18 protein-coding genes are annotated in these 20,533 nt (G+C 66.9%); 9 read left to right on the plus strand and 9 right to left on the minus strand.

Translation table 11 applies throughout. The features are described 5' to 3' along the window. Positions 1-7: 7 nt before the first annotated feature. The 3 genes from AAG816_RS01070 to AAG816_RS01080 form a co-directional block, all read right to left on the minus strand. On the minus strand, positions 8-673 hold the full coding sequence (locus tag AAG816_RS01070) for an ANTAR domain-containing protein (RefSeq protein WP_341987451.1): 666 nt from the start codon (positions 671-673) through the stop codon (positions 8-10). Next, positions 673-1,827: a transporter substrate-binding domain-containing protein gene (locus tag AAG816_RS01075; protein ID WP_341987452.1), complete on the minus strand. Its 1,155-nt coding sequence runs from the start codon at positions 1,825-1,827 to the stop codon at positions 673-675. Before AAG816_RS01075 ends, AAG816_RS01070 begins: the two co-directional genes overlap by 1 nt. Positions 1,828-2,158: 331 nt before the next feature. Next, positions 2,159-2,590 (minus strand): helix-turn-helix domain-containing protein, encoded by a 432-nt coding sequence (locus AAG816_RS01080; RefSeq protein WP_341987453.1) that lies wholly within the window; start codon positions 2,588-2,590, stop codon positions 2,159-2,161. A 64-nt stretch (positions 2,591-2,654) separates the two neighbouring features. Here AAG816_RS01080 and AAG816_RS01085 point away from each other — a divergent pair, with 64 nt between their 5' ends. Beyond that, complete coding sequence (locus tag AAG816_RS01085; RefSeq protein ID WP_341987454.1) at positions 2,655-4,973, plus strand: heavy metal translocating P-type ATPase; 2,319 nt, start codon at positions 2,655-2,657, stop codon at positions 4,971-4,973. A 64-nt stretch (positions 4,974-5,037) separates the two neighbouring features. Here the strand turns inward: AAG816_RS01085 and AAG816_RS01090 are convergent, their stop codons facing one another. Beyond that, on the minus strand, positions 5,038-5,739 hold the full coding sequence (locus tag AAG816_RS01090; protein ID WP_341987455.1) for a GntR family transcriptional regulator: 702 nt from the start codon (positions 5,737-5,739) through the stop codon (positions 5,038-5,040). Between the two features lie 263 nt (positions 5,740-6,002). Between AAG816_RS01090 and AAG816_RS01095 the strand changes: the two genes are divergently transcribed. The 5 genes from AAG816_RS01095 (at position 6,003) to AAG816_RS01115 (ending at position 11,284) form a co-directional block, all read left to right on the plus strand. Beyond that, positions 6,003-7,013: an ABC transporter substrate-binding protein gene (locus tag AAG816_RS01095; protein WP_341987562.1), complete on the plus strand. Its 1,011-nt coding sequence runs from the start codon at positions 6,003-6,005 to the stop codon at positions 7,011-7,013. A gap of 79 nt (positions 7,014-7,092) precedes the next feature. Further along, positions 7,093-7,860 carry an ABC transporter ATP-binding protein gene (locus AAG816_RS01100; protein WP_341987456.1) on the plus strand — a complete coding sequence of 256 codons (768 nt, stop codon included), beginning with the start codon at positions 7,093-7,095 and terminating at the stop codon, positions 7,858-7,860. Positions 7,861-7,865: 5 nt separating this feature from the next. Next, the gene (locus AAG816_RS01105; RefSeq protein WP_341987457.1) at positions 7,866-8,792 is read left to right on the plus strand and encodes an ABC transporter permease; all 927 of its coding nucleotides are present in this window, start codon (positions 7,866-7,868) and stop codon (positions 8,790-8,792) included. 31 nt (positions 8,793-8,823) lie between these two features. Then, positions 8,824-10,554: an L-arabinonate dehydratase gene (gene araD, locus AAG816_RS01110; RefSeq protein ID WP_341987458.1), complete on the plus strand. Its 1,731-nt coding sequence runs from the start codon at positions 8,824-8,826 to the stop codon at positions 10,552-10,554. A gap of 16 nt (positions 10,555-10,570) precedes the next feature. Then, on the plus strand, positions 10,571-11,284 hold the full coding sequence (locus tag AAG816_RS01115) for a ribonuclease activity regulator RraA (RefSeq protein WP_341987459.1): 714 nt from the start codon (positions 10,571-10,573) through the stop codon (positions 11,282-11,284). Between the two features lie 81 nt (positions 11,285-11,365). Here the strand turns inward: AAG816_RS01115 and AAG816_RS01120 are convergent, their stop codons facing one another. The 3 genes from AAG816_RS01120 to AAG816_RS01130 are packed head-to-tail and all read right to left on the minus strand — an operon-like array spanning position 11,366 to position 14,087. Further along, on the minus strand, positions 11,366-12,385 hold the full coding sequence (locus AAG816_RS01120; RefSeq protein ID WP_341987460.1) for an ABC transporter substrate-binding protein: 1,020 nt from the start codon (positions 12,383-12,385) through the stop codon (positions 11,366-11,368). Between the two features lie 44 nt (positions 12,386-12,429). Continuing rightward, positions 12,430-13,296 (minus strand): ABC transporter permease, encoded by an 867-nt coding sequence (locus tag AAG816_RS01125; protein WP_341987461.1) that lies wholly within the window; start codon positions 13,294-13,296, stop codon positions 12,430-12,432. A 14-nt stretch (positions 13,297-13,310) separates the two neighbouring features. Beyond that, positions 13,311-14,087, minus strand: a complete 777-nt coding sequence (locus tag AAG816_RS01130; RefSeq protein WP_341987462.1) for an ABC transporter ATP-binding protein — start codon at positions 14,085-14,087, stop codon at positions 13,311-13,313. Positions 14,088-14,195: 108 nt separating this feature from the next. Here AAG816_RS01130 and AAG816_RS01135 point away from each other — a divergent pair, with 108 nt between their 5' ends. The 3 genes from AAG816_RS01135 to AAG816_RS01145 all read left to right on the plus strand — a co-directional run bounded on the left by AAG816_RS01135 (position 14,196) and on the right by AAG816_RS01145 (position 17,839). After that, positions 14,196-14,861: a response regulator transcription factor gene (locus tag AAG816_RS01135; RefSeq protein WP_341987463.1), complete on the plus strand. Its 666-nt coding sequence runs from the start codon at positions 14,196-14,198 to the stop codon at positions 14,859-14,861. Then, entirely contained in the window at positions 14,848-16,230 is a 1,383-nt protein-coding gene (locus AAG816_RS01140; RefSeq protein ID WP_341987464.1) for a sensor histidine kinase, read from the plus strand. The genes AAG816_RS01135 and AAG816_RS01140 overlap by 14 nt, the downstream gene beginning before the upstream one ends. Before the next feature lie 331 nt (positions 16,231-16,561). After that, positions 16,562-17,839, plus strand: a complete 1,278-nt coding sequence (locus AAG816_RS01145) for a tetratricopeptide repeat-containing protein (protein WP_341987465.1) — start codon at positions 16,562-16,564, stop codon at positions 17,837-17,839. A gap of 39 nt (positions 17,840-17,878) precedes the next feature. Here AAG816_RS01145 and AAG816_RS01150 read toward each other — a convergent pair whose 3' ends face one another. Together AAG816_RS01150 and AAG816_RS01155 are read right to left on the minus strand one after the other, a co-directional pair. After that, positions 17,879-19,990: a molybdopterin cofactor-binding domain-containing protein gene (locus AAG816_RS01150; RefSeq protein WP_341987467.1), complete on the minus strand. Its 2,112-nt coding sequence runs from the start codon at positions 19,988-19,990 to the stop codon at positions 17,879-17,881. Continuing rightward, positions 19,987-20,466, minus strand: a complete 480-nt coding sequence (locus AAG816_RS01155; RefSeq protein WP_341987468.1) for a (2Fe-2S)-binding protein — start codon at positions 20,464-20,466, stop codon at positions 19,987-19,989. Before AAG816_RS01155 ends, AAG816_RS01150 begins: the two co-directional genes overlap by 4 nt. Positions 20,467-20,533: the final 67 nt, after the last annotated feature.

Genomic DNA, 20,533 nt, shown 5'->3' on the forward strand with positions numbered 1-20,533 from the left:
CGGTCTCCTACATTGCTTTTGGCTTGCCGGTCCGCGGCTTTGCGTCATCGGGCCGGAGGGAGCTGGGGGCGGCGCGCGGGTGGCGCGCGATCAGGTCTTCGCAATAGAATTCAACGGTCTGGCGCATGCGCATGCTCTCGTGGCGGAGCTGGGCATAGGCCTGATCCTCATCGAGGCCGGTGCGCTTCATCACCAGCAGCGTGGCCTGGATCACCGCGCGGCGGGCGCGGTGGCGCTGGTGCAGAGCCTCGAAGCGCTGGCCCTGTTCGCTGCGCAGCTGGAACTGGTTGATGCCCATGAACAGCGAGGCATAGACCGCCCCGCCATGCACCGGCTTGCGAAGGAACGAGGTGGCACCGAGGCCCACCAGCGCCTTCAGGCGGCTGGGCGCCTCCACCCCCACCAGGCCGATCACCGGCACCGGCGGCAGCGCGGTGGACGGGTCCAGCTCGATCTCCATGGCCCCTTCCAGATCGCCATCGATGAACAGCATGTCCCGCTCGGGGCTGAGCGTGGCGAGGGCGATCTCCGCCTTGCCATCCATGAGCCGGGGATAGGTGCTCTCCACCCCCAGCTTCGTGAGGGTGGAGGCGAGGGCGCCTTCCAGGCCCGGTGTGGCCGTGACGATGAAGGCGCGGCCGCCTCTGAAGTTCTGGACCAGTCGAGCAGACATCACTGCACCACTCTCAGCTTGGGGGGGCGCATGGGCACGGCGAGCCGGGGCGAGGATTGAACCAGATAGGGATCGGGCGGCAGAGCTTGCGGGGCTTCCAGCAGGATCTGGAAGGTGTGGTCGGCGGTGGACCGGCCGATGCGCGGCGTCAGCCAGGCGTGGAAGGTGTCGGGATCGATGCGGATTTCGCCCTGGGGGGCGGCCAAGGTCTGGCCCGCGACGGCGGCGCGCACCGGCTTGGCGGCATCGGTGCCGGCGCGCGCCAGGGCCGAGGCCAGCAGCTTGACCGCAATATAGGAGGCTTCCGCATCGGCGCAGGCGGCAGGGCCATCGGGGAACATGCGCCCGTAGGCGGCGGTGAAGGCCAGGTTGGCCGGGGTCTGGATGGTGGAGAAATAGACGCTGGAACTCAGATGCCCGTCGCCCGCCGCGGGGCCGATCTCGTGCAGTTCCGGCTCGGACAAGGTGCAACTGGCCACCGGGATGGTGCCGGCGCGGTCGATGCCCCGGCGGGCGCACACCTGCTGGAAGGCGCGGAAGAAGGCATAGGCGCTGGTGCCGATGAGATTGTTGAATACGAAGTCCGGGCGCTGGTCGACGATGGCTTCGGCCAGGGCTTCAAGGTCGGTGTCGCCCACCGGCAGGTAGCGCTCGGCCACCACCGTGCCGCCCACGGCGCCGAACGCCTCGCGGAAGATGCGGCTGTTCTCCCAGGCCCAGATGTAATTGGAGCCGATGCAATAGGCCCGGTGGCCCACATGGGCGGCCAGATACTCCACCAGGGGAAGCACATGCTGGTTGGGGGAGGCGCCGGTATAGATGACATTGTCGCAGCTCTCGAACCCCTCGTAATGGGAGGGGTACCACAGGAGCCCATCGTGCTTCTCGAAGCAGGGGATGACTTCCTTGCGGCTGGACGAGGTGTAGCACCCCACCACGTTGCGGATGCCCGACGTCAGCAGATCGAGGCTCAACCGGCGATAGGCGGCATGGTCGCCGCATGGGTCCACCACCACCGGCTCGAGGCGGACATCATCCCGCTCTGCGGCGAGTTCGGCAAAGGCCAGCAGGGCGCCGTTCAGCATCGAGCGCGCGACGACCGCATAGGGGCCGTTCGCGGAAAACATCACGCCGATGCGGTAGTGGGCGGTCATCCCGTGTCCTCGCAACAACAAAAAAACGCCCGTCGGCTGAAAGCCGCGGGCGTCATCGCCACCAACCGAAACACTCCGGAATCCAGAGTGCGCGTTGGAAAGGGTTCGTAAGTGCCACAAAATCGGGCAGCTCTGCCCGTTGCTCAATTATTAGAGTGAGGGGGTTTGGCTATCCTGTCAAGAATGTGAGGGGCAGACGTTAATGGTCCCGTTTCTGCAACCAGGGGATGCGTCGCCCGCTCGGGCTTTTGGGCAGGGACGACCGTGCCGGTGACAAATGAAAAGCCGTCGATCACTTAACGTGATCACTCACATCGTCATGGGGCGTGAGTCAGGACGCGTGTTGGTGATGCCGGCATTCGCCATGGTCCGCCAGAATCTCGATCACCCGGCACTCGGCCACCTTGCCATGGGCGCAGCCGGCCACCATGCGTTCCAATTCCTTGCGCAGGGCGGTGAGGCTGGCGATCTTGCGCTCAACGTCGCCGAGCCGGGCGCGGGCAATCTCATCCGCCGCCTGGCAGGACTGCTCCGGCTGATCCTGCAACACCAGCAAGGCGCGGATGGCGTCGATCTCGAACCCCAGTTCCCGCGCGTGACGGATGAAGGCGAGGCGCCGCACATCCCCGTCGCTGTAGGCGCGCTGGTTGCCCTGCGTGCGCGGCGGCGGCGGCAAAAGGCCGATCTGCTCATAGAAGCGGATGGTGGGCGATTTCACGCCGCTGGCCTTGGCCGCGCGGCTGATGGACAGGCCCTCAAACATGGTGCTTGCTCCTCTAGTCACTAGAGCATTTAGGGTCCCCTGACGTGAAGTGAAAGGGACCGCCATGAAAGCGCCGTTGATGCAGAGTCGTTTCCGGGTCACCGGCATGGACTGCGCGTCCTGCGCCATGAAGATCGACGCCGTGGCCCGGCGCGCGTCTGGCGTGGAGGACATCTCGGTCTCGGTGACGGCCGGGACCATGACGGTTCGGCATGCGCCCACAACCGACCTCGCGGCCTTGCGCAAGACCATTGTTGGCCTGGGCTATGAGGTGCTGCCTTTGGAGCGGCCCGCGGGCGCGGTCGAGAATCCAGCGACGCCGCACGCCACGGCCCATGGGTCATGTTGCGGCGGCAAAAATCACGATCACGCGCACGACCATGGCCACATCCATGCTTCCGGCGATCACGGGCATGATCATGCGTCCCATGGCGATCACGATCACGCGCCTCACGGCCATCATGGCGCGCCGGCCCCGGCTGCGGACCTTCACGGCCATGATCATGGCTCGACGGGCGGCGTGTGGTGGAGGTCGGCCAAGGCCCGCACCACGGCGCTAAGCGGGATTGCGTTCGTGGTGGCCTTCGCCGTGGACTGGTTTTTTCCGGCGATGGGCCCCTGGGCGTTCACCCTGGCCATGCTGATCGGCCTGGTGCCCATCGCCCGGCGGGCGGTGATGGCGGGGGTAAACGGCATGCCCTTCACCATCGAAACCCTGATGACCATTGCCGCCGTGGGGGCTGTCATCATCGGCGCCAGCGAGGAGGCGGCGGCGGTGGTGTTCCTGTTCCTGGTGGGGGAATGGCTGGAGGGCGTCGCGGCCGGGCGGGCGCGGGCCAGCATCCAGTCGCTCACGAACCTCGTGCCCAAGACCGCTCTGCTGGCGCGCGACGGGAGCCCCCGCGAGGTGCCTGCGGAGAGCCTCGCGGTGGGCGATATCATCCTGGTGCGTCCCGGCGATCGCCTGCCCGCCGATGGCGTCATCCTTGCCGGCGAGAGCGCCATCGACGAGGCGCCGGTCACCGGTGAAAGCACGCCGGTGCGCAAGGGCGTGGCGGCGCTGGTGTTCGCCGGCACGGTGAACGGGGATGCGGCTCTGCGGGTGCGGGTGAGCGCGGCGGCTGCGGACAACACCATTGCCCGCATCGTGAAGCTGGTGGAGGAGGCGCAGGAGTCCAAGGCGCCCACCGAGCGCTTCATCGACCGCTTCTCGCGCTATTACACCCCCGCCGTGGTGGTGGTGGCCGCTCTGGTGGCGGTGGTGCCGCCGCTGGTGTTCGGCGGGCCCTGGGATGAGTGGATCTACAAGGGCCTGGCCATTCTGCTGATCGGCTGTCCCTGCGCCCTGGTCATCTCCACGCCCGCCGCGATTGCCGCCGGCCTGTCCACCGGCGCCCGCCGGGGCCTGCTGCTGAAGGGTGGCGCGGTTCTGGAAGGCGCGGGCAAGATTACCGCCGTGTGCTTCGACAAGACCGGAACCCTGACCGCGGGCAAGCCCGAGGTGACGGATGTGGTGGCGTTCGCCCGGTCCGCGCCCGAGGTTCTGGCGCTGGCGGCGGCCCTGGAGATGGGCTCCAGCCATCCGCTGGCCAAGGCCATTTTGGGCCGGGCGGCGGCGGACGGCGTGCCCGTACCGCCGGCCTCCGACGCCATGGCCCTTAGCGGCAAGGGCGTGACGGCGCAGGTGGACGGGCGCGCGGTGTTTTTCGGCTCGGCCAAGGCGGCCCATGAACGGGTTGCGCTCACCGCCGAGCAAAGGACGCAACTGGAGGCCCTGAGCGACCAGGGCAAGACGGTGTCCGTGCTGATCGCGGACGGCATCGCCGCCGGCGCCATCGCCATGCGCGACGAGCCGCGTCCCGATGCCCTGCAAGGGCTGAAGACCCTGACCGCCGCAGGCATCAAGACCCTGATGCTCACCGGCGACAATCGCCGCACCGCCGAAGGGGTGGGCCGCCAACTGGGCATCGAGGTGCGGGCCGAACTGCTGCCGCAAGACAAGCAACGCATCATCGGCGAGTTGCAGGCGCAGGGCTTCGTGGTGGCCAAGGTGGGCGACGGCATCAATGATGCGCCGGCCTTGGCGGCGGCGGACATCGGCATCGCCATGGGCGGCGGCACCGATGTGGCCCTGGAAACCGCGGATGCCGCCATTCTGCACGGGCGGGTGGGCGACGTGGCGGCCATGATGGACCTGTCCAAGCGGACCATGGGCAACATCCGGCAGAATCTGGTCATCGCCCTTGGGTTGAAGGCGGTGTTCCTGGTCACCACCGTGGTCGGCATCACCGGCCTCTGGCCGGCGATCCTGGCGGATACCGGGGCAACGGTTCTGGTCACCCTGAATGCCCTGCGCCTGCTGCGGGCACCGGGGCCGCGGTGAGGCCCGCTCCCGGCGGCATGGTGCTGCACCGGGGCGGGTGAGCGAGCGGTTCAGCCTCGGCGGGTCACGGCTTGAAATATTCCGGGTTGGACTGCCGCAGCCTGTCGACGAATTCCAGCGAATGGGAGAGATGGACGCGCAGGCTCTCCTGCGCCGCCTCCGGCCGGCCAGCGGCGATGGCGTCGACGATGGCGGCGTGGTCGGCGAGGATCTCGCGCATCTTGCCGGCGCGCGGCAGATGCAGATTGCGCAGGCGGTCAATATGGCCGCTCTGGCGCCGCACCAGATGCCACAGCGCGCCCATGCCGAGCGCCTCATACTGGGTGCGATGGAACGCCTGATCGGCGGCGGCGAAGGCGGCGGTTTCGCCGAGGTCGGAAAAGGCGGTCTGCTGGCGGATCAGGCTGCGCAGCTTTTCCACCAGGGCCGGCTCCGGCTTGAGTGCCAGTTCGCGCACCAATTCCAGCTCCACTGAGCGGCGCAGGAACTGGCCTTGACGGGCGCGCTCGATGTCGATCAGGCTGACCACCGTGGCGTGCTGGGGGAAAATCTCCACCAGCGCTTCTTCCTGGAGCCGCATGAGGGCATCGCGAATCGGGGTGGACGAGAAGCCGAACCGGTCCTGAAGCTCCTGGCGCGAGAGCACGGCGCCCGGCGCCAGCGCCAGGGAGATGATCTCCGCGCGCAGCACCTCGCACACGAAGCCGGCCCCGCCTTTGGAGAGGTCGCGCGCGCGCGACGGCAGGCCCGTCAAATGTTCGACCATCGGTTCATCCTCTCTCGACCGGGCGAGCATAGCATGAACGTGCTTGACGCGCTAATGCATTAGTGTTTCAGTTCGGTCATTGAAACAGCGGCAAAGACCGCTGCGGCCCAGGGCCGATCGAGGAAACGCCAGGGTTTCGCCGCCAGAGCCGTGCCATCGCGCCTCCTGCTCATTCGAGCGCAGGCGTCGTCGTGCGGAGCCGACGGCGTGATCCCGATCCACCAACGGCACGCCAGAGGCCGTGGACCCAGGAGGACCAAATGATGATCTCCCGCAGGCATGCCCTTGCGCTCGGTGCCGCTTTTGCCATCGCGCCGCAGAGGGCTGCGCTGGCCCAGGCCGGCAAAGAGGTGTCGATCAGCCGCCAACCCGGCATCCTCTATATGCCGACCCATGTGATCGAGAAGCAGAAGCTGATCGAGAAGCATGCCGAAAAGCTCGGCCTGCCCGGCGTCACCACCAAATGGATGTCCTTCTCCAACGGGGGGGCGCAGCAGGATGCGCTGCTCTCCAGCAGCGTGGACATCATCAATACCGGCACCGGGCCGCTGCTGGTGCTGTGGGACAAGACCCGCGGCAAGGTGAAGGGCGTAGTGGCCAGTTCCGCGCAGCCTTTGTTGTTGATCAGCCGCGATCCCCGGATCAAGGCGCTCAAGGACTTCCAGGATGGCGACAAGATCGCCGTGCCCACGGTGCGCGTGTCCACCCAGGCGATCCTGCTTCAGCTCGCCGCCAGCCAGCTCTACGGGCCGGAGAACTGGAACAAGTTCGATCCGCTGACCGTGCAGCTGGGCCATCCCGATGCCTTCGTGGCCATGAAGAACGGGAGCCACGAGGTGAAAAACCATTTCGCGGCGCCGCCGTTCCAGACCTATGAGCTGAAGCAGATCCCCGAGGCGCACATCGTGGCCAACTCGGCGGACATCATCGGCTCGCCCCTGAGCCAGGGCCAGTTCATGACCACCACCGCCTTTGCGGAGGCCAATCCGAAGATCATCCAGGCGCTGCGCAACGCCGCCGAGGAAGCCAAGACCTTCATCGAGACCGACACCGCCGCGGCAGTGGAGATCTATCGCGAGGTCACCGGCGACAAGACCTCCAAGGAAGACATTCTGGAGGTGCTCAAGCAGCCGGGGATGATGGAGTGGAACATCTATCCCCAGGGCACGATGAAGTTCGCCGATCACCTCAACCGGATCGGTGCCATCAAGACCAAGGCGACGTCCTGGAAGGACTATTACCTGCCGGTGGCCCATGACCTCCCCGGCAGCTGAGCTGGCGCGGGGGCAGGGCGCCGTCCGCGCGCCCCGCCCGTCCGCCAGCGCCACAGTGACACCCGTTCAGGATCGTTCCATGGCTGAGCCGCTGCTCGACGTTTCCTCGGTCACCCTGCGCTACAAGACCCCGGGACTGGTGATCACCGCCACCGAGCGGGTGTCGTTCAAGGTCAACACCTCCGATCGCTTCGTGCTGCTGGGCCCGTCCGGCTGCGGCAAGTCCACCTTGCTGAAGGCGGTGGGCGGCTACATCGCCCCCAGCGAGGGGGCGATCACCATCAAGGGCCGCCGCGTCACCGCGCCGGGGCCGGACCGGATGATGGTGTTCCAGGAGTTCGACCAGCTCCTGCCGTGGAAGACGGTGCTGGAAAACGTCATGTTTCCGCTGCTGGATGCCCGCCGCCTGTCCCGCAAGGACGCAGCGGAGCGGGCGCGGCATTATATCGAGAAGGTCAATCTCACCCGCGTTCTCGACAGCTATCCCCATACGCTGTCCGGCGGCATGAAGCAGCGGGTGGCCATCGCCCGCGGCATGGCCATGGAGCCGGACATCCTGCTGATGGACGAGCCCTTCGCCGCGCTCGACGCGCTCACCCGGCGCACCTGCCAGGACGAACTGATCCAGCTGTGGGAGGAGACCAAGTTCACGGTGCTGTTCGTCACCCATTCCATCGCCGAGGCGATCAAGATCGGCAACCGCATCCTGCTGCTCTCGCCCCATCCCGGTCGGGTGAAGGCCGAGGTGGTGGACGTGGACACCGCCCATGCCGCCGACGGCAGTGCCGCCCGGCTGGAGCGGGACATTCACGATCTGCTGTTCGCCGACACCAGCCACGGGACGTGAGCGCCATGTCTGCCTCTTCGATACCAGCCTCTTCCATTCCCGCCTCCGCCACGCCTTCGGCCTCCACCCCTGTGCCGCCCTCCACCGCCCGCATCATCCTGTACGAGGCATCCGGCACCGCCACGGCGGAGGTCCAGCGCAAGCTGGGCGTGCTGGAGGCCGCCTGGGACCAGGGCGTGGTGCGCAAGACGGTCATCATCCTGTTCCTGGCGCTGGCCTGGGAAATCTATGGGCGGTGGCTGGACAATCCGCTGCTGTTCCCCAGCCTCACCGAGACCTTGCAGGCGCTGACGGAGAATATCGCCAACGGCATCTTGCCGGCGCGCGCCTGGGCTTCGCTCAAGGTGCTGCTCATGGGCTATGCGCTGGGCATCGTGCTGGCCGGCGCTTTGACCATCCTGGCCATCAACACTCGCACCGGCTCCGATTTCCTCGAGACGGTCACCGCCATGCTCAGCCCGCTGCCGGCGATCGCGCTGCTGCCGCTGGCGCTGATCTGGTTCGGCCTCGGCAATGGCAGCCTGGTGTTCATCCTGGTGCATTCGGTGCTGTGGCCGGTGGCGCTGAATACCCATTCGGGGTTCCGGGCGGTGTCCGAGACCCTGCGCATGGTGGGGCGCAACTATGGGCTCACCGGCTTTGGCTATATCCGCAAGATCCTGATTCCGGCGGCATTTCCCTCCATTCTCACCGGCCTCAAGATCGGCTGGGCATTCGCCTGGCGCACGCTGGTGGCGGCCGAACTGGTGTTCGGCGTGTCGTCAGGCCAGGGCGGGCTGGGCTGGTTCATCTTCGAGAACCGCAACCTGCTGGAGATCCCGGCGGTGTTCGCCGGCCTGCTCACCGTCATTCTCATCGGCCTGGTGGTGGAGAATCTCATCTTCCGCACCATCGAGCGCCGCACCGTCCTCAAGTGGGGCCTGCAGCACTGAGCTGCCGCTTACCCCAGACGAGAGTCCTCCCATGACCAAGACGCCCGACCAGTTGCGCAGCGCGCGCTATTTCGAGCCGGATGACTTCCGCTCCTTCGGCCACCGCTCCCGCATGAGCCAGATGGGCTATGCGGCGGAAGAATATCGCGGCAAGCCGGTGATCGCGATCATCAATACCTGGTCCGATCTCAACCAGTGCCACGCCCATTTCAAGCAGCGGGTGGAGGATGTGAAGCGCGGCATCCTCCAGGCCGGCGGCTTCCCGGTGGAACTGCCGGCCATCTCCCTGTCCGAGAGCAAGGTGAAGCCCACCACCATGCTCTATCGCAACTTCCTGGCCATGGAGACCGAGGAGCTGATCCGCTCCCATCCCGTGGACGGGGCGGTGCTCATGGGCGGCTGCGACAAGACCACGCCCGGCCTGCTGCTGGGCGCCACCAGCGCCGGCGTGCCGGCCATCTTCGTGCCCGCCGGGCCGATGCTGCGCGGCAATTGGCACGGCAAGGTGCTGGGTTCCGGCTCGGACGCCTTCAAATATTGGGACGAGCGCCGCGCCGGCAACATCTCCGACAAGGATTGGGACGAGATGGAGCTGGGCATCGCCCGCTCCTATGGCGTGTGCATGACCATGGGCACCGCCTCCACCATGACCGCGCTGGCCGATGCCATCGGCATGACCCTGCCGGGGGCATCCTCCATTCCCGCCGCCGACGCCAACCACATCCGCATGTGCGCGGCGGCCGGGCGGCGCGCGGTGGAGATGGTGTGGGAGGATCTCACGCCCGACAAGATCCAGACCCGCGGGGCCTTTCTCAATGCCATCAACGTGGCCATGGCCATGGGCTGCTCGACAAATGCGGTGATCCACATCATCGCCATGGCGCGGCGCGCGGGCCACGCCATCGGCCTGCCGGACTTCGACGCCGCCAGCCGCAAAGTGCCGGTGATCGCCAACATCCGCCCCAGCGGCGATCGATACCTGATGGAGGATTTCTATTATGCCGGCGGCCTGCTCGGCCTGCTCACGCGCCTGACGCCGCATCTGGACCTGAGCCAGATCAACGTCACCGGCCAGACCTGGGCGCAGAGCCTGGAGGGCGCGCAGGTCTATCATGACGACGTGATCCGCCCGCTGGACAATCCCATCTATGCGGAGGGGGCGCTGGCGCTGCTCAAGGGCAATCTGGCCCCCGACGGTTGCGTGATGAAGCCCTCCGCCGCCGCGCCGCATCTGCTGAAGCATTCCGGCCCGGCGCTGGTGTTCGATGATTATCCCGCCCTCAAGGCCAATATCGACCGCGACGATCTCGACGTGACCGCCGACACGGTGCTGGTGCTGCGCAATGCTGGGCCGCTGGGCGGGCCGGGCATGCCGGAATGGGGCATGCTGCCGATCCCGAAGAAGCTGGTGAAGCAGGGCGTGCGCGACATGCTGCGCATTTCGGACGCCCGCATGAGCGGCACCTCCTATGGCGCCTGCATCCTGCATGTATCGCCGGAATCCTATGTGGGTGGCCCGCTGGCGCTGGTGCAGACCGGCGATATCATCTCGGTCGATGTGCCGGCGCGCACGCTATCGCTGGACGTGCCGGATGAAGAACTGGCGCGCCGCGGCGCCGACCTGGTGCCGCCGCCGCCGCGCTATGGCCGCGGCTATGGCTGGATGTTCTCCCAGCACATCAGCCAGGCCGACCAGGGCTGCGATTTCGATTTCCTGCGCACCGATTTCGGCCCGCCCGTTCCCGAACCCGTCATCTTCTGAACCCGGAGTAAAGACCATGCTCGCCCCCGAGACCCGCGAGAAGCTCAAGCATGTGAGCACCGCGACGCTTGCCACCGCCTTGTTCAAGCGCGGCTTCCGCAATCAATATATCCAGAATGTGCACCCCATCGCCTTCAAGGGCGAGAACATGGTCGGCCCCGCCTTCACCCTGCGCTACATGCCGGCGCGCGAAGACCTCAACCCCATCACCGTGTTCCTGGATCGCGCCCATCCCCAGCGCAAGGCGGTGGAGGAATGCCCGCCGGACGCGGTGTTCGTGATCGACAGCCGCAAGGATGCGCGCGCCGCCTCCGCTGGTTCCATTCTTGTGGCGCGGCTGATGATGCGCGGCGTGGCGGGGATCGTTACCGATGGCGGCTTCCGCGACAGCCCGGAGATCGGGGCGCTGGCGATTCCGTCCTATCACCAGCGGCCGTCGGCGCCGACCAATCTCACGGTGCACCAGGCCATCGACATCAATGTGCCCATCGGCTGCGGCGATGCGCCGGTGTTTCCCGGCGATATCGTGGTGGGTGACGGGGAGGGGGTGATCGTGATCCCCGCGCATCTGGCCGACGAGGTGGCCTCGGAGGCCACCGAGATGACGGTGTTCGAGGACTTCGCCACCGAGCAGGTGCTGGCGGGGCGCTCCATCCTTGGCCTCTACCCGGCCACCGAGGAGCAGACCAAGATCGATTTCGCCGCCTGGCGGGTCGCGCACAAGCGCTGAAATGCGAACGCCCGCCAAAGAGGCGGGCGTTGAGATTGCCAAGCCAGATGGGCGCCGGCCGGGCCGGCGCCCATTTCGCGTTCAGCTGCCGTTGCGGCTGCTCAGCTGGGGAATGAACAGGTCGGTCCAGTTCGCCGGCTTCACCTTGATGGTGCCGGCCAACTGCATGAATTCGGCAAACTTCATCACCCCATTGGGGGTGGTGGAGAATTGCGTGTCCTTGTCGTTGAGCATTTCCAGCACCTCGTCGACGGAGACCTTCACCTTCGAGCTTTTGACGAAGATCTCCGCTGCCAGCTGCTTGTTGGCGGCAATCAGCGCGTCGGCCTCATCCAGGGCCGCCAGCATGGCTTCCGTCATCTTCGGGTTGGCATCCACGAAGCGCTTGGGGGCGAACACCACGTCCAGGGTGATGTTGCCGATCACGTCCACCGAATTCACCACCCGGTGAATCTTGGGGTCCTTCAATTCCAGATAGGAGAAGGGCGGGGAGGTGAAGTGGGCGGTGATCTCGGTCTTGCCGGTCAGCAGGGTGGCGAGGCCCTCCGGATGGGGCAGGCTGACCGTCATGGGGTCGAGCTTGGCATAATTCTCGCGGCCGAATTCATGGGCGGCAATCATCTGCAGCACCACCGCCGACAGCGAGGTCTTGATGCCGGGCAAAGCGATCTTGTCCGGCGGGGCCAGATCCTTCAGGGTCTTCACGTCAGGCTTGTTGGTGTTGAGCCAGAGCGAGGTGGCGCTCAATCCGCTGATGCCGACGACCTCCACCTTCGGAATGCCCTTGGCCTTGGCCCACAGCGTGATGAAGCCGGGGGCGCCGATGCCGGCGAAATCCAGCGAACCGGCCATCATGGCGTCATTGATGACGTTGCCGCCATCCAGCATCAGCCAGTTGACCTTGACGTCGCCCAGGCCGGCCTTGGCGGCCTGCTTCTCGATCAGCTTCTGATCTTCCATCACGATCAGCGGCAGATACAAAATGCCGTAGCCCTTGGAGACGCGGATCTCCTTCACCTCGGCCAAGGCCGGGGCGGCGGCACTGCCGAGCATCACAGCGACGCTTAGTGCAAGAGATTGAAGACGCTTGGAAAATGTCATGATGTGTCTCCCTAGGTATGGTGTGCCGGATCTGTGTCCGGTTGTCAGTGCTGCATGCCCCAGCGGCGGATGGTCTTGCGCTCGATGGTGGCGAAAATCATGTTCTCCACGAACAGGCCGATCAGGATCACCGTGAACAGGCCGGCGAACACATTGGCGGTTTCCAGCTGGTTGCGGTTCTCGAAGATGAACCAGCCGAGCCCGCCGGAGCCGGAGGAGACGCCGAACACCAGCTCGGCGGCGATGAGCGTGCGCCAGGCAAAGGCCCAGCCCACCTTCAGGCCGGTGAGGATGGCCGGGAAGGCGGCGGGGATCAGCACCAGCCGCACCAGCTTCAGCCCGCGCAGGCCGTAGTTCATCCCCACCATGCGCAGGGTGTTGGACACCGAGCGGAAGCCCGCATGGGTATTGAGCGCGATCGCCCACAGCACCGAATGCACCAGCACGAAGATCACGCTGCCCTGCCCAAGGCCGAACCAGATCAGCGCCAGCGGCAGCAAAGCGATGGCCGGCAGCGGGTTGAACATGGAGGTCAGCGTTTCCAGCAAATCCGAGCCGATGCGAGAGCCGATGGCCAAGGTGGTCAAGAGCGCCGCCAGCACGATGCCGATGGAATAGCCGATCAGCAGCGTCTGGATCGAGGCCAAGGCGCGTGCGGGGATGGTGCCGTCGGCCATGTTGGCGAAGAAGGCCGACAGGGTTTCCAGGAAGGTGGGAAACAGCAGCGGGTTTTCCAGCCAGCGGCCATAGATTTCCCAGGCCACCGCCAAACTGATGAGAATGAACGCCTTGCGCACGAAGCCGATGCGATAGACCCGCTCGAACCACGACAGGGTCTTTTCCACCTGCGGCAGGTCGGTGCGGCGTTCGGCATTGATGATTTCGGGGCGGAAGGTGACGACGTCGGTCATGGCCTGGTCCCCTGTCAATGCGCGAAGAGCATGTCGTTGATGCGGGTTTCCAGCGCCGCCTGGGCGCCGGTTCCCATCATCTCTTTCGGAAGGCTGTTCAGCTCGGCCCGCACCTGGCCGGGATGGGGCGAGAGCAGCAGGATGCGGGTGCCGATGCGGATGGCTTCCTCGATGGAATGGGTGACGAACAGCACGGTGAAGTGGGTGTCGTCCCAGAGCTGGAGCAGTTCGTCCTGCATCTTGCGGCGGGTGAGGGCGTCAAGGGCGGCGAAGGGCTCGTCCATCAAGAGCACGTCCGGCTCCATGGCCATGCCGCGGGCGATGGCCACGCGCTGCTTCATGCCGCCGGAGAGCATGTGCGGGAAGCTGTCGATGAACTTGGTCAGCCCCACCTTGTCGATATAGCTGCGGGCCCGCTCCAGGGCGTCCTTGCCGCTGGCGCGGCCGCTGGAGGTGAGCGCGAAGGCGACGTTCTCGCCGACCGTCTTCCAGGGCAGCAGCTGGTCGAACTCCTGGAACACCATCATCCGGTCGGGGCCGGGCTCGCGCACTTCGCGGCCCTTGAGCCGGATGGTGCCTTCGCTGGGGGTGATGTAGCCGCCGATGGCTTTCAGCAAGGTGGACTTGCCGCAGCCGGACGGACCCAGCAGCACAAAGCGATCGGACTGGAAGACGTTGAAATCGACGCGATACGTGGCCGTGACCAAGGTGTCCGGCGTCTTGTATTGCAGCGTCACGCCCTCCACGCTGAGCAAAGGCGCAGGCGTGGCCGGCACGGCATGTGCGGTCATGGATCCTCCCAGATCGGTTGGTCACGAACTCTTGCCGGTTCGCTTGACACCTGGACTATATGCAGGTCCGCTGACTCAAAACTGACTCCGCTTGGCAAGGGGAAATCGGTGCGCATCCTGGTGGTGGAAGACACCCTCGACATCGGCAAGGTCATCGTGCTGCGCCTGGAAAAGATGGGCCATGCGGTGGATTGGGAAACCGATGGCCGCACCGCCTCCGAACTGCTGGAGGTGCAGGCCTATGATCTGGTGGTGCTGGATGTGATGCTGCCGGGCGCCGACGGCTTTGCCATTCTCAAGGGCCTGCGCGGGCGGGGCCTGAAGACCCCTGTATTGATCCTGACCGCGCGTTCGGCGGTGGATGACCGCATCAGCGCGCTGGACCTGGGCGCGGACGATTATCTCATCAAGCCGTTCGACTATCGCGAGCTGGAGGCCCGGGCGCGGGCGCTGTTGCGGCGGAGCGCCGGCACGCCGGACAATATCCTGCGCTTCGGCGATCTCACCATCCATCGCGCCGGCCGTACCGCTGCCGTGGGTGACGTGCCGCTGGATCTGACACGGCGCGAACTCACGGTGCTGGAGATTCTGGCGGCGCGGCAGGGGCGGTTCGTGGCGAAGGAGGAACTGGTGGAGCAATTGTTCAGCTTCGATCAGGACCCCAGCAACAATGCCGTGGAGCAGTTCGTGGCCCGGCTGCGGCGCAAGCTGGCGTCCACGCGCATCGAGATCCGCACCGCGCGGGGCCTGGGGTATCAGCTTGCGATTGTCTGAGAGTCGGGCCTCCCTCCATGCCCGCATCATCGCCTTCATCGCCGCCATCCTGTGCGGCGGGGCGCTGCTGCTGGGGCTGGCCGCCTGGCAATATGCCTCGGTGGCGGCGCGTGATGCCTATGACAAATTGCTCATCGGCGGCGTGATCCAGGTGGCGGAGAACCTGTTCGTGCAGGGCGGGGTGGTGACGCTCGATCCGCCGGCGGCGGCGTTTGCCACCCTGTCGGCCTATGATCTCGTGTTCTACCGCGTCACCGATCCGCGCGGCGTGGTGGTGGCGGGCTATGAGGATCTGGCGCCCGACCTGCCGCTGGCGGAGATGCGCTCCGGGGTGGTGCTGAGCGATGGCGTCTATCAGGGCCAGAAGGTGCGCATTGCCGCCATCGGTAAGCAGATCACTGCGGTTCCGGGCGGGGAGTGGGCCGAGGTGGTGGTGGCGCAGACCGTCCGCGCCCGCGAGGCTCTCGCCGTCGATCTCACCGCCAAGGCCCTGGGCCTGATCGGCGTCATGAGCTTGCTGGCGCTGGTGGCGGGGGCGTTCTCGGTGCGCATCGCCCTGGCGCCGCTGACCCGTATCGAACGGGAGATCGCCGCCCGCCGCCCCGATGATCTGCGCCCGATCCAGCATACCCCGCCGCTGGAGGTGCGGGCACTGATCACCGCCATCGATGCCTTCATGCGGCGCCTGTCCGAGCGCATGAGCCTGATGCAGCGCTTCATTGCCGACGCCGCGCATCAATTGCGCACCCCGCTGGCGGCGCTGGACGCCCAGGCGGAAATGCTCTCCGCCGCGCCCGAAGAGGACCAGGCGGCGCAGATCGCCCGCCTGCGCAAGGGCGTATCCGATCTGGGGCGGCTCACCAGCCAATTGCTCGATCATGCCATGATCGCCCATCGCACCGAGATGATCCCGTTCCAGATGCTGGACCTGAATGGGCTGGCGCAGTCGGTACTGTCGCATGCGGTGCCGCTGTCGCTGGAACGGGAGGTCAGCATCGCCTTCGTGCCCGGCGCCGAGGCGGTGCTGGTTATGGGCGACGCCATCAGCCTGCGCGAAGCCCTGTCGAACCTCATCCACAATGCCCTGACCCATGGTGCGACCTCGCGCCTGACCGTGCGGGTCGGCCAGGACGGGGATGGGGTGTTCTTGGCGGTGTGCGACGATGGGCCGGGCATTCCGGCGACCGAGCGCGAGCGCCTGTTGGCGCCGTTCGAGACCGGCGCTGCGGATACGGCCGGTTCCGGCCTCGGCCTCGCCATCGCCTCCGACGTGGCCAAGGCCCATGGCGGCGCGGTCTCGTTCTCGACCGCGGCGGAGGGGTTCTGCGTGCGCCTGACCCTTCAGGGCGGAACGCCGCCACCGGAGTAGGGCCTGCGGCACGACCTTGAGACCCCACCGGGCGGACACAACGGATTTCATGCCGCGTTTGGGGTAAGCGCCCACAGGTTTTGTGGGAGGTATTATTTGCGGGTTATGGCGGCGAAAATCCCACGAGCCTCGGGCATGTCGCATCGCCGTCATCGCGCCCCGCTAATCGAATGTGCTGCTTTGATTACGGTTTCCGGCGTCGGTTCCGGCCGGATGCAAGCTCAAGGCAAGCTCGTCCCCACACGGTATCCCGCGCTCTGCACGGCCATGAGGGCTGGCGCAAGCACTCCCACGAGGGTGGACGTGGGACTATTGGAGTGACTGTGCCTTCATGACGAATGCCGTCCTAGTCCCGGCGATGCCGGGCCCCGCTTCGCGCGCTTCAGGGGCGCTGATCGGTACAGCCGCCCTGGTGCGGTGGTTCGAGGAGGGGCACGATCTCGCACCGGTGTGGGACCATCTTGTCGCCCGGGCTGAAAGCGACCCCACCGATGCGGCCGCATTGATGGACATGTCGACATTGCTGCTCATTCGCAAGGCGCGCCGCAAGGGCGAGGCCGCCCAGGCTGCAGCCCTGAACCTGCGCCGGGATTATCTCCGCACCTATGGCGGCGGCGGCGGGGTGCGCCTGCTGGCCTTTGTCACCGCCGGCGACCTGATGGCCAATACGCCGCTGGATTTTCTGCTCACCGGTTCCGATTTCGAGTTGCACCTGTTCTATGTGGACAAGGACACCGCCACGTTGGCCGACGTGCCGGCCCATGATGTGGCCATCGTGGCCATCGGCGAGTCGCCGGAGAACCAGGCCGTACTGAGCACGCTTGCCCGCCTGCTCAAGGATTGGCCGGCACCGATCGTCAATGGCCCGCCGATGCGCATCGCGGCGCTGACGCGGGATCAGGTATGCGCCTTGTTCGCCGACGTGCCCTCGGTCCTGGCGCCCGCCACCAGGCGGGTCGATCGCCAGACGCTGCTGGATATCGCGCGCGGCGACCAGCATGTGGGGGCGGTGATGCCGGGCACCGCGTTTCCGCTCATCGTGCGCCCGATCGGCAGCCATGCGGGCGAGGGGTTGGAGAAGATCGACGATCCCGCCACCTTGCTGGTCTATCTGCTGGAGCGCCGCGAGCCGGATTTCTTCCTCTCGCCGTTCATCGATTATCGCGGCGCGGACGGCATGTTCCGCAAGCAGCGCATCGCCTTCATCGACGGCAAGGCTTATGCCAGCCATGCGGCGACGTCCGCCCATTGGATGGTGCATTACGTCAATGCCAGCATGCGCCATTTCCCCGAGCGCCGGGCGGAAGAGGCGGCCTTCATGGCGGGCTTCGACCGCGACTTTGCGGTGCGCCACGCGGATGCCTTCAAGGCCCTGTCCGAGCGGATCGGCCTCGATTATTTCGCCATCGACAGCGCCGAACTGCCCGATGGCCGCCTGCTGCTGTTCGAGGCGGATGTGGCGATGGTGATCCATGATGCGGATTGCGCCCGCACCTTCCCCTACAAGAAGCCGGTGATGCACCGTCTGTTCGCGGCGTTCCAGCAGGCCATTTCCGCCCGGTGCGGGCGTCAGGCCCGCCAAGCCCAGGTCAAATCCTCCGCCGCGTGACCGCGCGCCGGGCCGCCCGGCTCGACCGCACCGGAACGCCTACCCTTCCGCCAGGAGCGCCGCGGCGATCCGCTCGCCGGTGAGCGGCAGGTCCCGCACCCGCGCGCCCAGCGCGCGCGCCACCGCATTGCAGATGGCGGCGCCGATGGGACCCTGCGTCACCTCGCCAATCCCAAGGGCCGGGCTGCGCGGGTCGCCGATGAAACGGGTCTCGATGTCCGGGATCTCGGAGAAGCGCAGAATGGGATAGCTGTCCCAATCCGCGGTGGCAATGGCACCTTCGGCAAAGCGCACCTGCTCCTTGAGCGCCCAACTGGCGCCCTGGATGATGCCGCCCTCCACTTGGTTGCGGGCGCCGTCGGGATTGATCACCAGGCCCGCATCCACCGCGCACCACACGCGGGTGAGGCGCGGGGCCTCGTCCACCTCCACTTCCGCCACCAGGCCCACATAGGCCGCCACATTCTTGTAGCGCCCGAACGCGAAGCCCTTGGCCCGGCCGTTGCCATCCGCGCCCTCGAACCATCCGCTCATGCGGGCGGCTGCCTCGATCACGGCGCGGGCGCGCGGATCGGACATATGCCGCAGGCGGTAGGTCACCGGATCCATGCCTGCCAGTTCCGCCGCCTCGTCCATGGCGCCCTCGATGGCCAGGGTGTTGGCGAACGCCCCCAGCCCGCGCATGGACGAGGTGCGCACCGGCGGCTGGGCCACGAAATGCTGGACGATGCGCTGGTGGGGAAAATCATACAGGGCCACGGCATTGCGGTTGGCACCACCGCCGGCGGCGTCCGGGAGGTCGGGGGCCAGCGGATCGAGGATCGGCTCGGGCAAGGCGGCGGCGCCGTTCAGGTGCACGGCGCCATTGATGCCCGGCCGGCGGGCGTGGGAGGCGCTCCAGATGTTCAGCGTCCACTCGGTGGGACGGAAGTCCGCATCGAGCCCGGCGTCCACCTGCACCACCATGGCGGCGCCGAACGGGGCGGCGGTCATCTCGTCGGCGCGGCTCCACAGCAGGCGCACCGGCACATCGGGACGTTGCAAGGCGATCACTGCCGCATCGAAGGCGGCGTCGTCGGCGCCATTGTGGCCATAGCAGCCGGCGCCCTGATGGTGGATCACGTCCACCTGCGCCGGCGACAGGCGCAGCGCCGTCGCCAGCGCGCCGCGCAGCAAGGTGACGCCCTGGGAATGGGTCCAGACCGTCAGCCGATCTGCCGACCACTGGGCGAGGGCGCAGGAGGGGGCGATGGAGCCATGGGCCAGATAGGGCCGGGAATAAGCGGCGCTGAACCGCCGCGTCACCGTGCCCGGCGTGCCGATGTCGCGGCGGGTGATATCGGTGGGCATATTGCGCAGGGACGCGGCTTCATCCAGCCCGTCGGCGGGCACGGCACCTCCGGTCCAAATGGCACGGGCCTTGAGAGCTTCGGCGGCTGCGGCCACCGCCAACTCATCGTCCCCCAGCACCGCCGCCAGGTGCCCGTGGCGGATCAGCTCCACGCCGGGATGACGCTGCAGGACGGCGGTGTCGAGGCGGGTCAGAAGGGCGCCCCAGCGTGGCGGATGCAGCATCCGGGCGTGCCGCAGTCCGGCCGGCGCCAGATCGTGAATGAAGGGCGCGCCGCCGATCTTCGCCGGCAGATCGAGGCGCGGCACGTCGGTGCCCACCACGCGCAACTCGCCATGGGCCTTCACCGGCGCGCTGCCGGTGGCGTCACCGGTGAGGTCGAGCCGGGGCGCGATCGACCAATAGTCGAGCCCGGTGGGGCTGTCGCCGCGCATGACGGCGCCCGCGCTCAGTGTCAGGGCGGCGGACGGGCAGCCCAACTGTGCGGCAGCGGCATCCAGCACCTTGGCCCGGACTTCCGCGCACACCAGGCGTATGGCGCCGCCCGATTGCTGGATCGACAGGCTGCCCGCCGTATAGCCCTCGGCGGGGGCTGTGCGGGTGTCGCCGGAGACCAGCCGCAGACGCGCCATGGGCACATCCAATTCGTCGGCGGCGATCTGGGCGAGAGCGGTGAGGATGCCTTGTCCCAGTTCCACCTTTCCGGTGCGCACGGTGACATGGCCGGGTTCGGAAAAATCCAGCCAGTGGTCGAGGCGCGGGTTCTGGCTGAGGCTTGCGGGCAAGGTATTGGCGATCATGCGGGCTCTCCCGCCATGGCGCGGGCCGCGCGCTCCACCGCCTGCACCATGCGCGGCTGCGCGCCGCAGCGGCATAGATGCGGCTCCAGGGCGGCGATGATCTCCGCGCGCTGCGGCGTGGGCGTGTGGGTCAGCAAAGCCTTGGCGGACATCAGGATTCCCGAAAGGCAATAGCCGCATTGCCCGGCCTGTTCGCCGAGGAACGCTGTCACCAAAGGATGGGGCGTCTCGCCCGCCATCAGTCCTTCGGCGGTCTCGATGGCTGTGTCCGCGCATTGCCAGAGCGACAAGGTGCAGGCGTAGCTGGGCTTGCCGTCCACCAGCACCATGCAGGCGCCGCACTGTTCCAGCCCGCAGCCGAACCGGCTGGCTTTCAGGTCCAGCGTGTTGCGCAGGACGTGCAGGAGAGGGGTGTCCTCATCGGCCGTCACCATGTGCGTAGCGCCATTGATGTGAAGAGTGACCGTTCGCATCATGAGGTGACCTTGAAGGCTTGGGGCTCAGTGTGCGCTCGTCGCGCCCACCGCCCGCCATGGGATGGGC

The sequence above is a fragment of the Azorhizobium sp. AG788 genome (genome assembly GCF_943371865.1).
Lineage (GTDB): Bacteria > Pseudomonadota > Alphaproteobacteria > Rhizobiales > Xanthobacteraceae > Azorhizobium.

Bases quoted from the DNA above. Each gene is read 5' to 3' on its own strand.
- AAG816_RS01150 (WP_341987467.1), bottom strand. From the start codon at position 19,990: ATGATCGCCAATACCTTGCCCGCAAGCCTCAGCCAGAACCCGCGCCTC.
- AAG816_RS01090 (WP_341987455.1), bottom strand. From the start codon at position 5,739: ATGGTCGAACATTTGACGGGCCTGCCGTCGCGCGCGCGCGACCTCTCC.
- AAG816_RS01125 (WP_341987461.1), bottom strand. From the start codon at position 13,296: ATGACCGACGTCGTCACCTTCCGCCCCGAAATCATCAATGCCGAACGC.
- AAG816_RS01085 (WP_341987454.1), top strand. From the start codon at position 2,655: ATGAAAGCGCCGTTGATGCAGAGTCGTTTCCGGGTCACCGGCATGGAC.
- AAG816_RS01070 (WP_341987451.1), bottom strand. From the start codon at position 673: ATGTCTGCTCGACTGGTCCAGAACTTCAGAGGCGGCCGCGCCTTCATC.
- araD (WP_341987458.1), top strand. From the start codon at position 8,824: ATGACCAAGACGCCCGACCAGTTGCGCAGCGCGCGCTATTTCGAGCCG.
- AAG816_RS01130 (WP_341987462.1), bottom strand. From the start codon at position 14,087: ATGACCGCACATGCCGTGCCGGCCACGCCTGCGCCTTTGCTCAGCGTG.
- AAG816_RS01095 (WP_341987562.1), top strand. From the start codon at position 6,003: ATGATCTCCCGCAGGCATGCCCTTGCGCTCGGTGCCGCTTTTGCCATC.
- AAG816_RS01105 (WP_341987457.1), top strand. From the start codon at position 7,866: ATGTCTGCCTCTTCGATACCAGCCTCTTCCATTCCCGCCTCCGCCACG.
- AAG816_RS01155 (WP_341987468.1), bottom strand. From the start codon at position 20,466: ATGATGCGAACGGTCACTCTTCACATCAATGGCGCTACGCACATGGTG.
- AAG816_RS01145 (WP_341987465.1), top strand. From the start codon at position 16,562: ATGACGAATGCCGTCCTAGTCCCGGCGATGCCGGGCCCCGCTTCGCGC.
- AAG816_RS01100 (WP_341987456.1), top strand. From the start codon at position 7,093: ATGGCTGAGCCGCTGCTCGACGTTTCCTCGGTCACCCTGCGCTACAAG.
- AAG816_RS01115 (WP_341987459.1), top strand. From the start codon at position 10,571: ATGCTCGCCCCCGAGACCCGCGAGAAGCTCAAGCATGTGAGCACCGCG.
- AAG816_RS01080 (WP_341987453.1), bottom strand. From the start codon at position 2,590: ATGTTTGAGGGCCTGTCCATCAGCCGCGCGGCCAAGGCCAGCGGCGTG.
- AAG816_RS01120 (WP_341987460.1), bottom strand. From the start codon at position 12,385: ATGACATTTTCCAAGCGTCTTCAATCTCTTGCACTAAGCGTCGCTGTG.
- AAG816_RS01075 (WP_341987452.1), bottom strand. From the start codon at position 1,827: ATGACCGCCCACTACCGCATCGGCGTGATGTTTTCCGCGAACGGCCCC.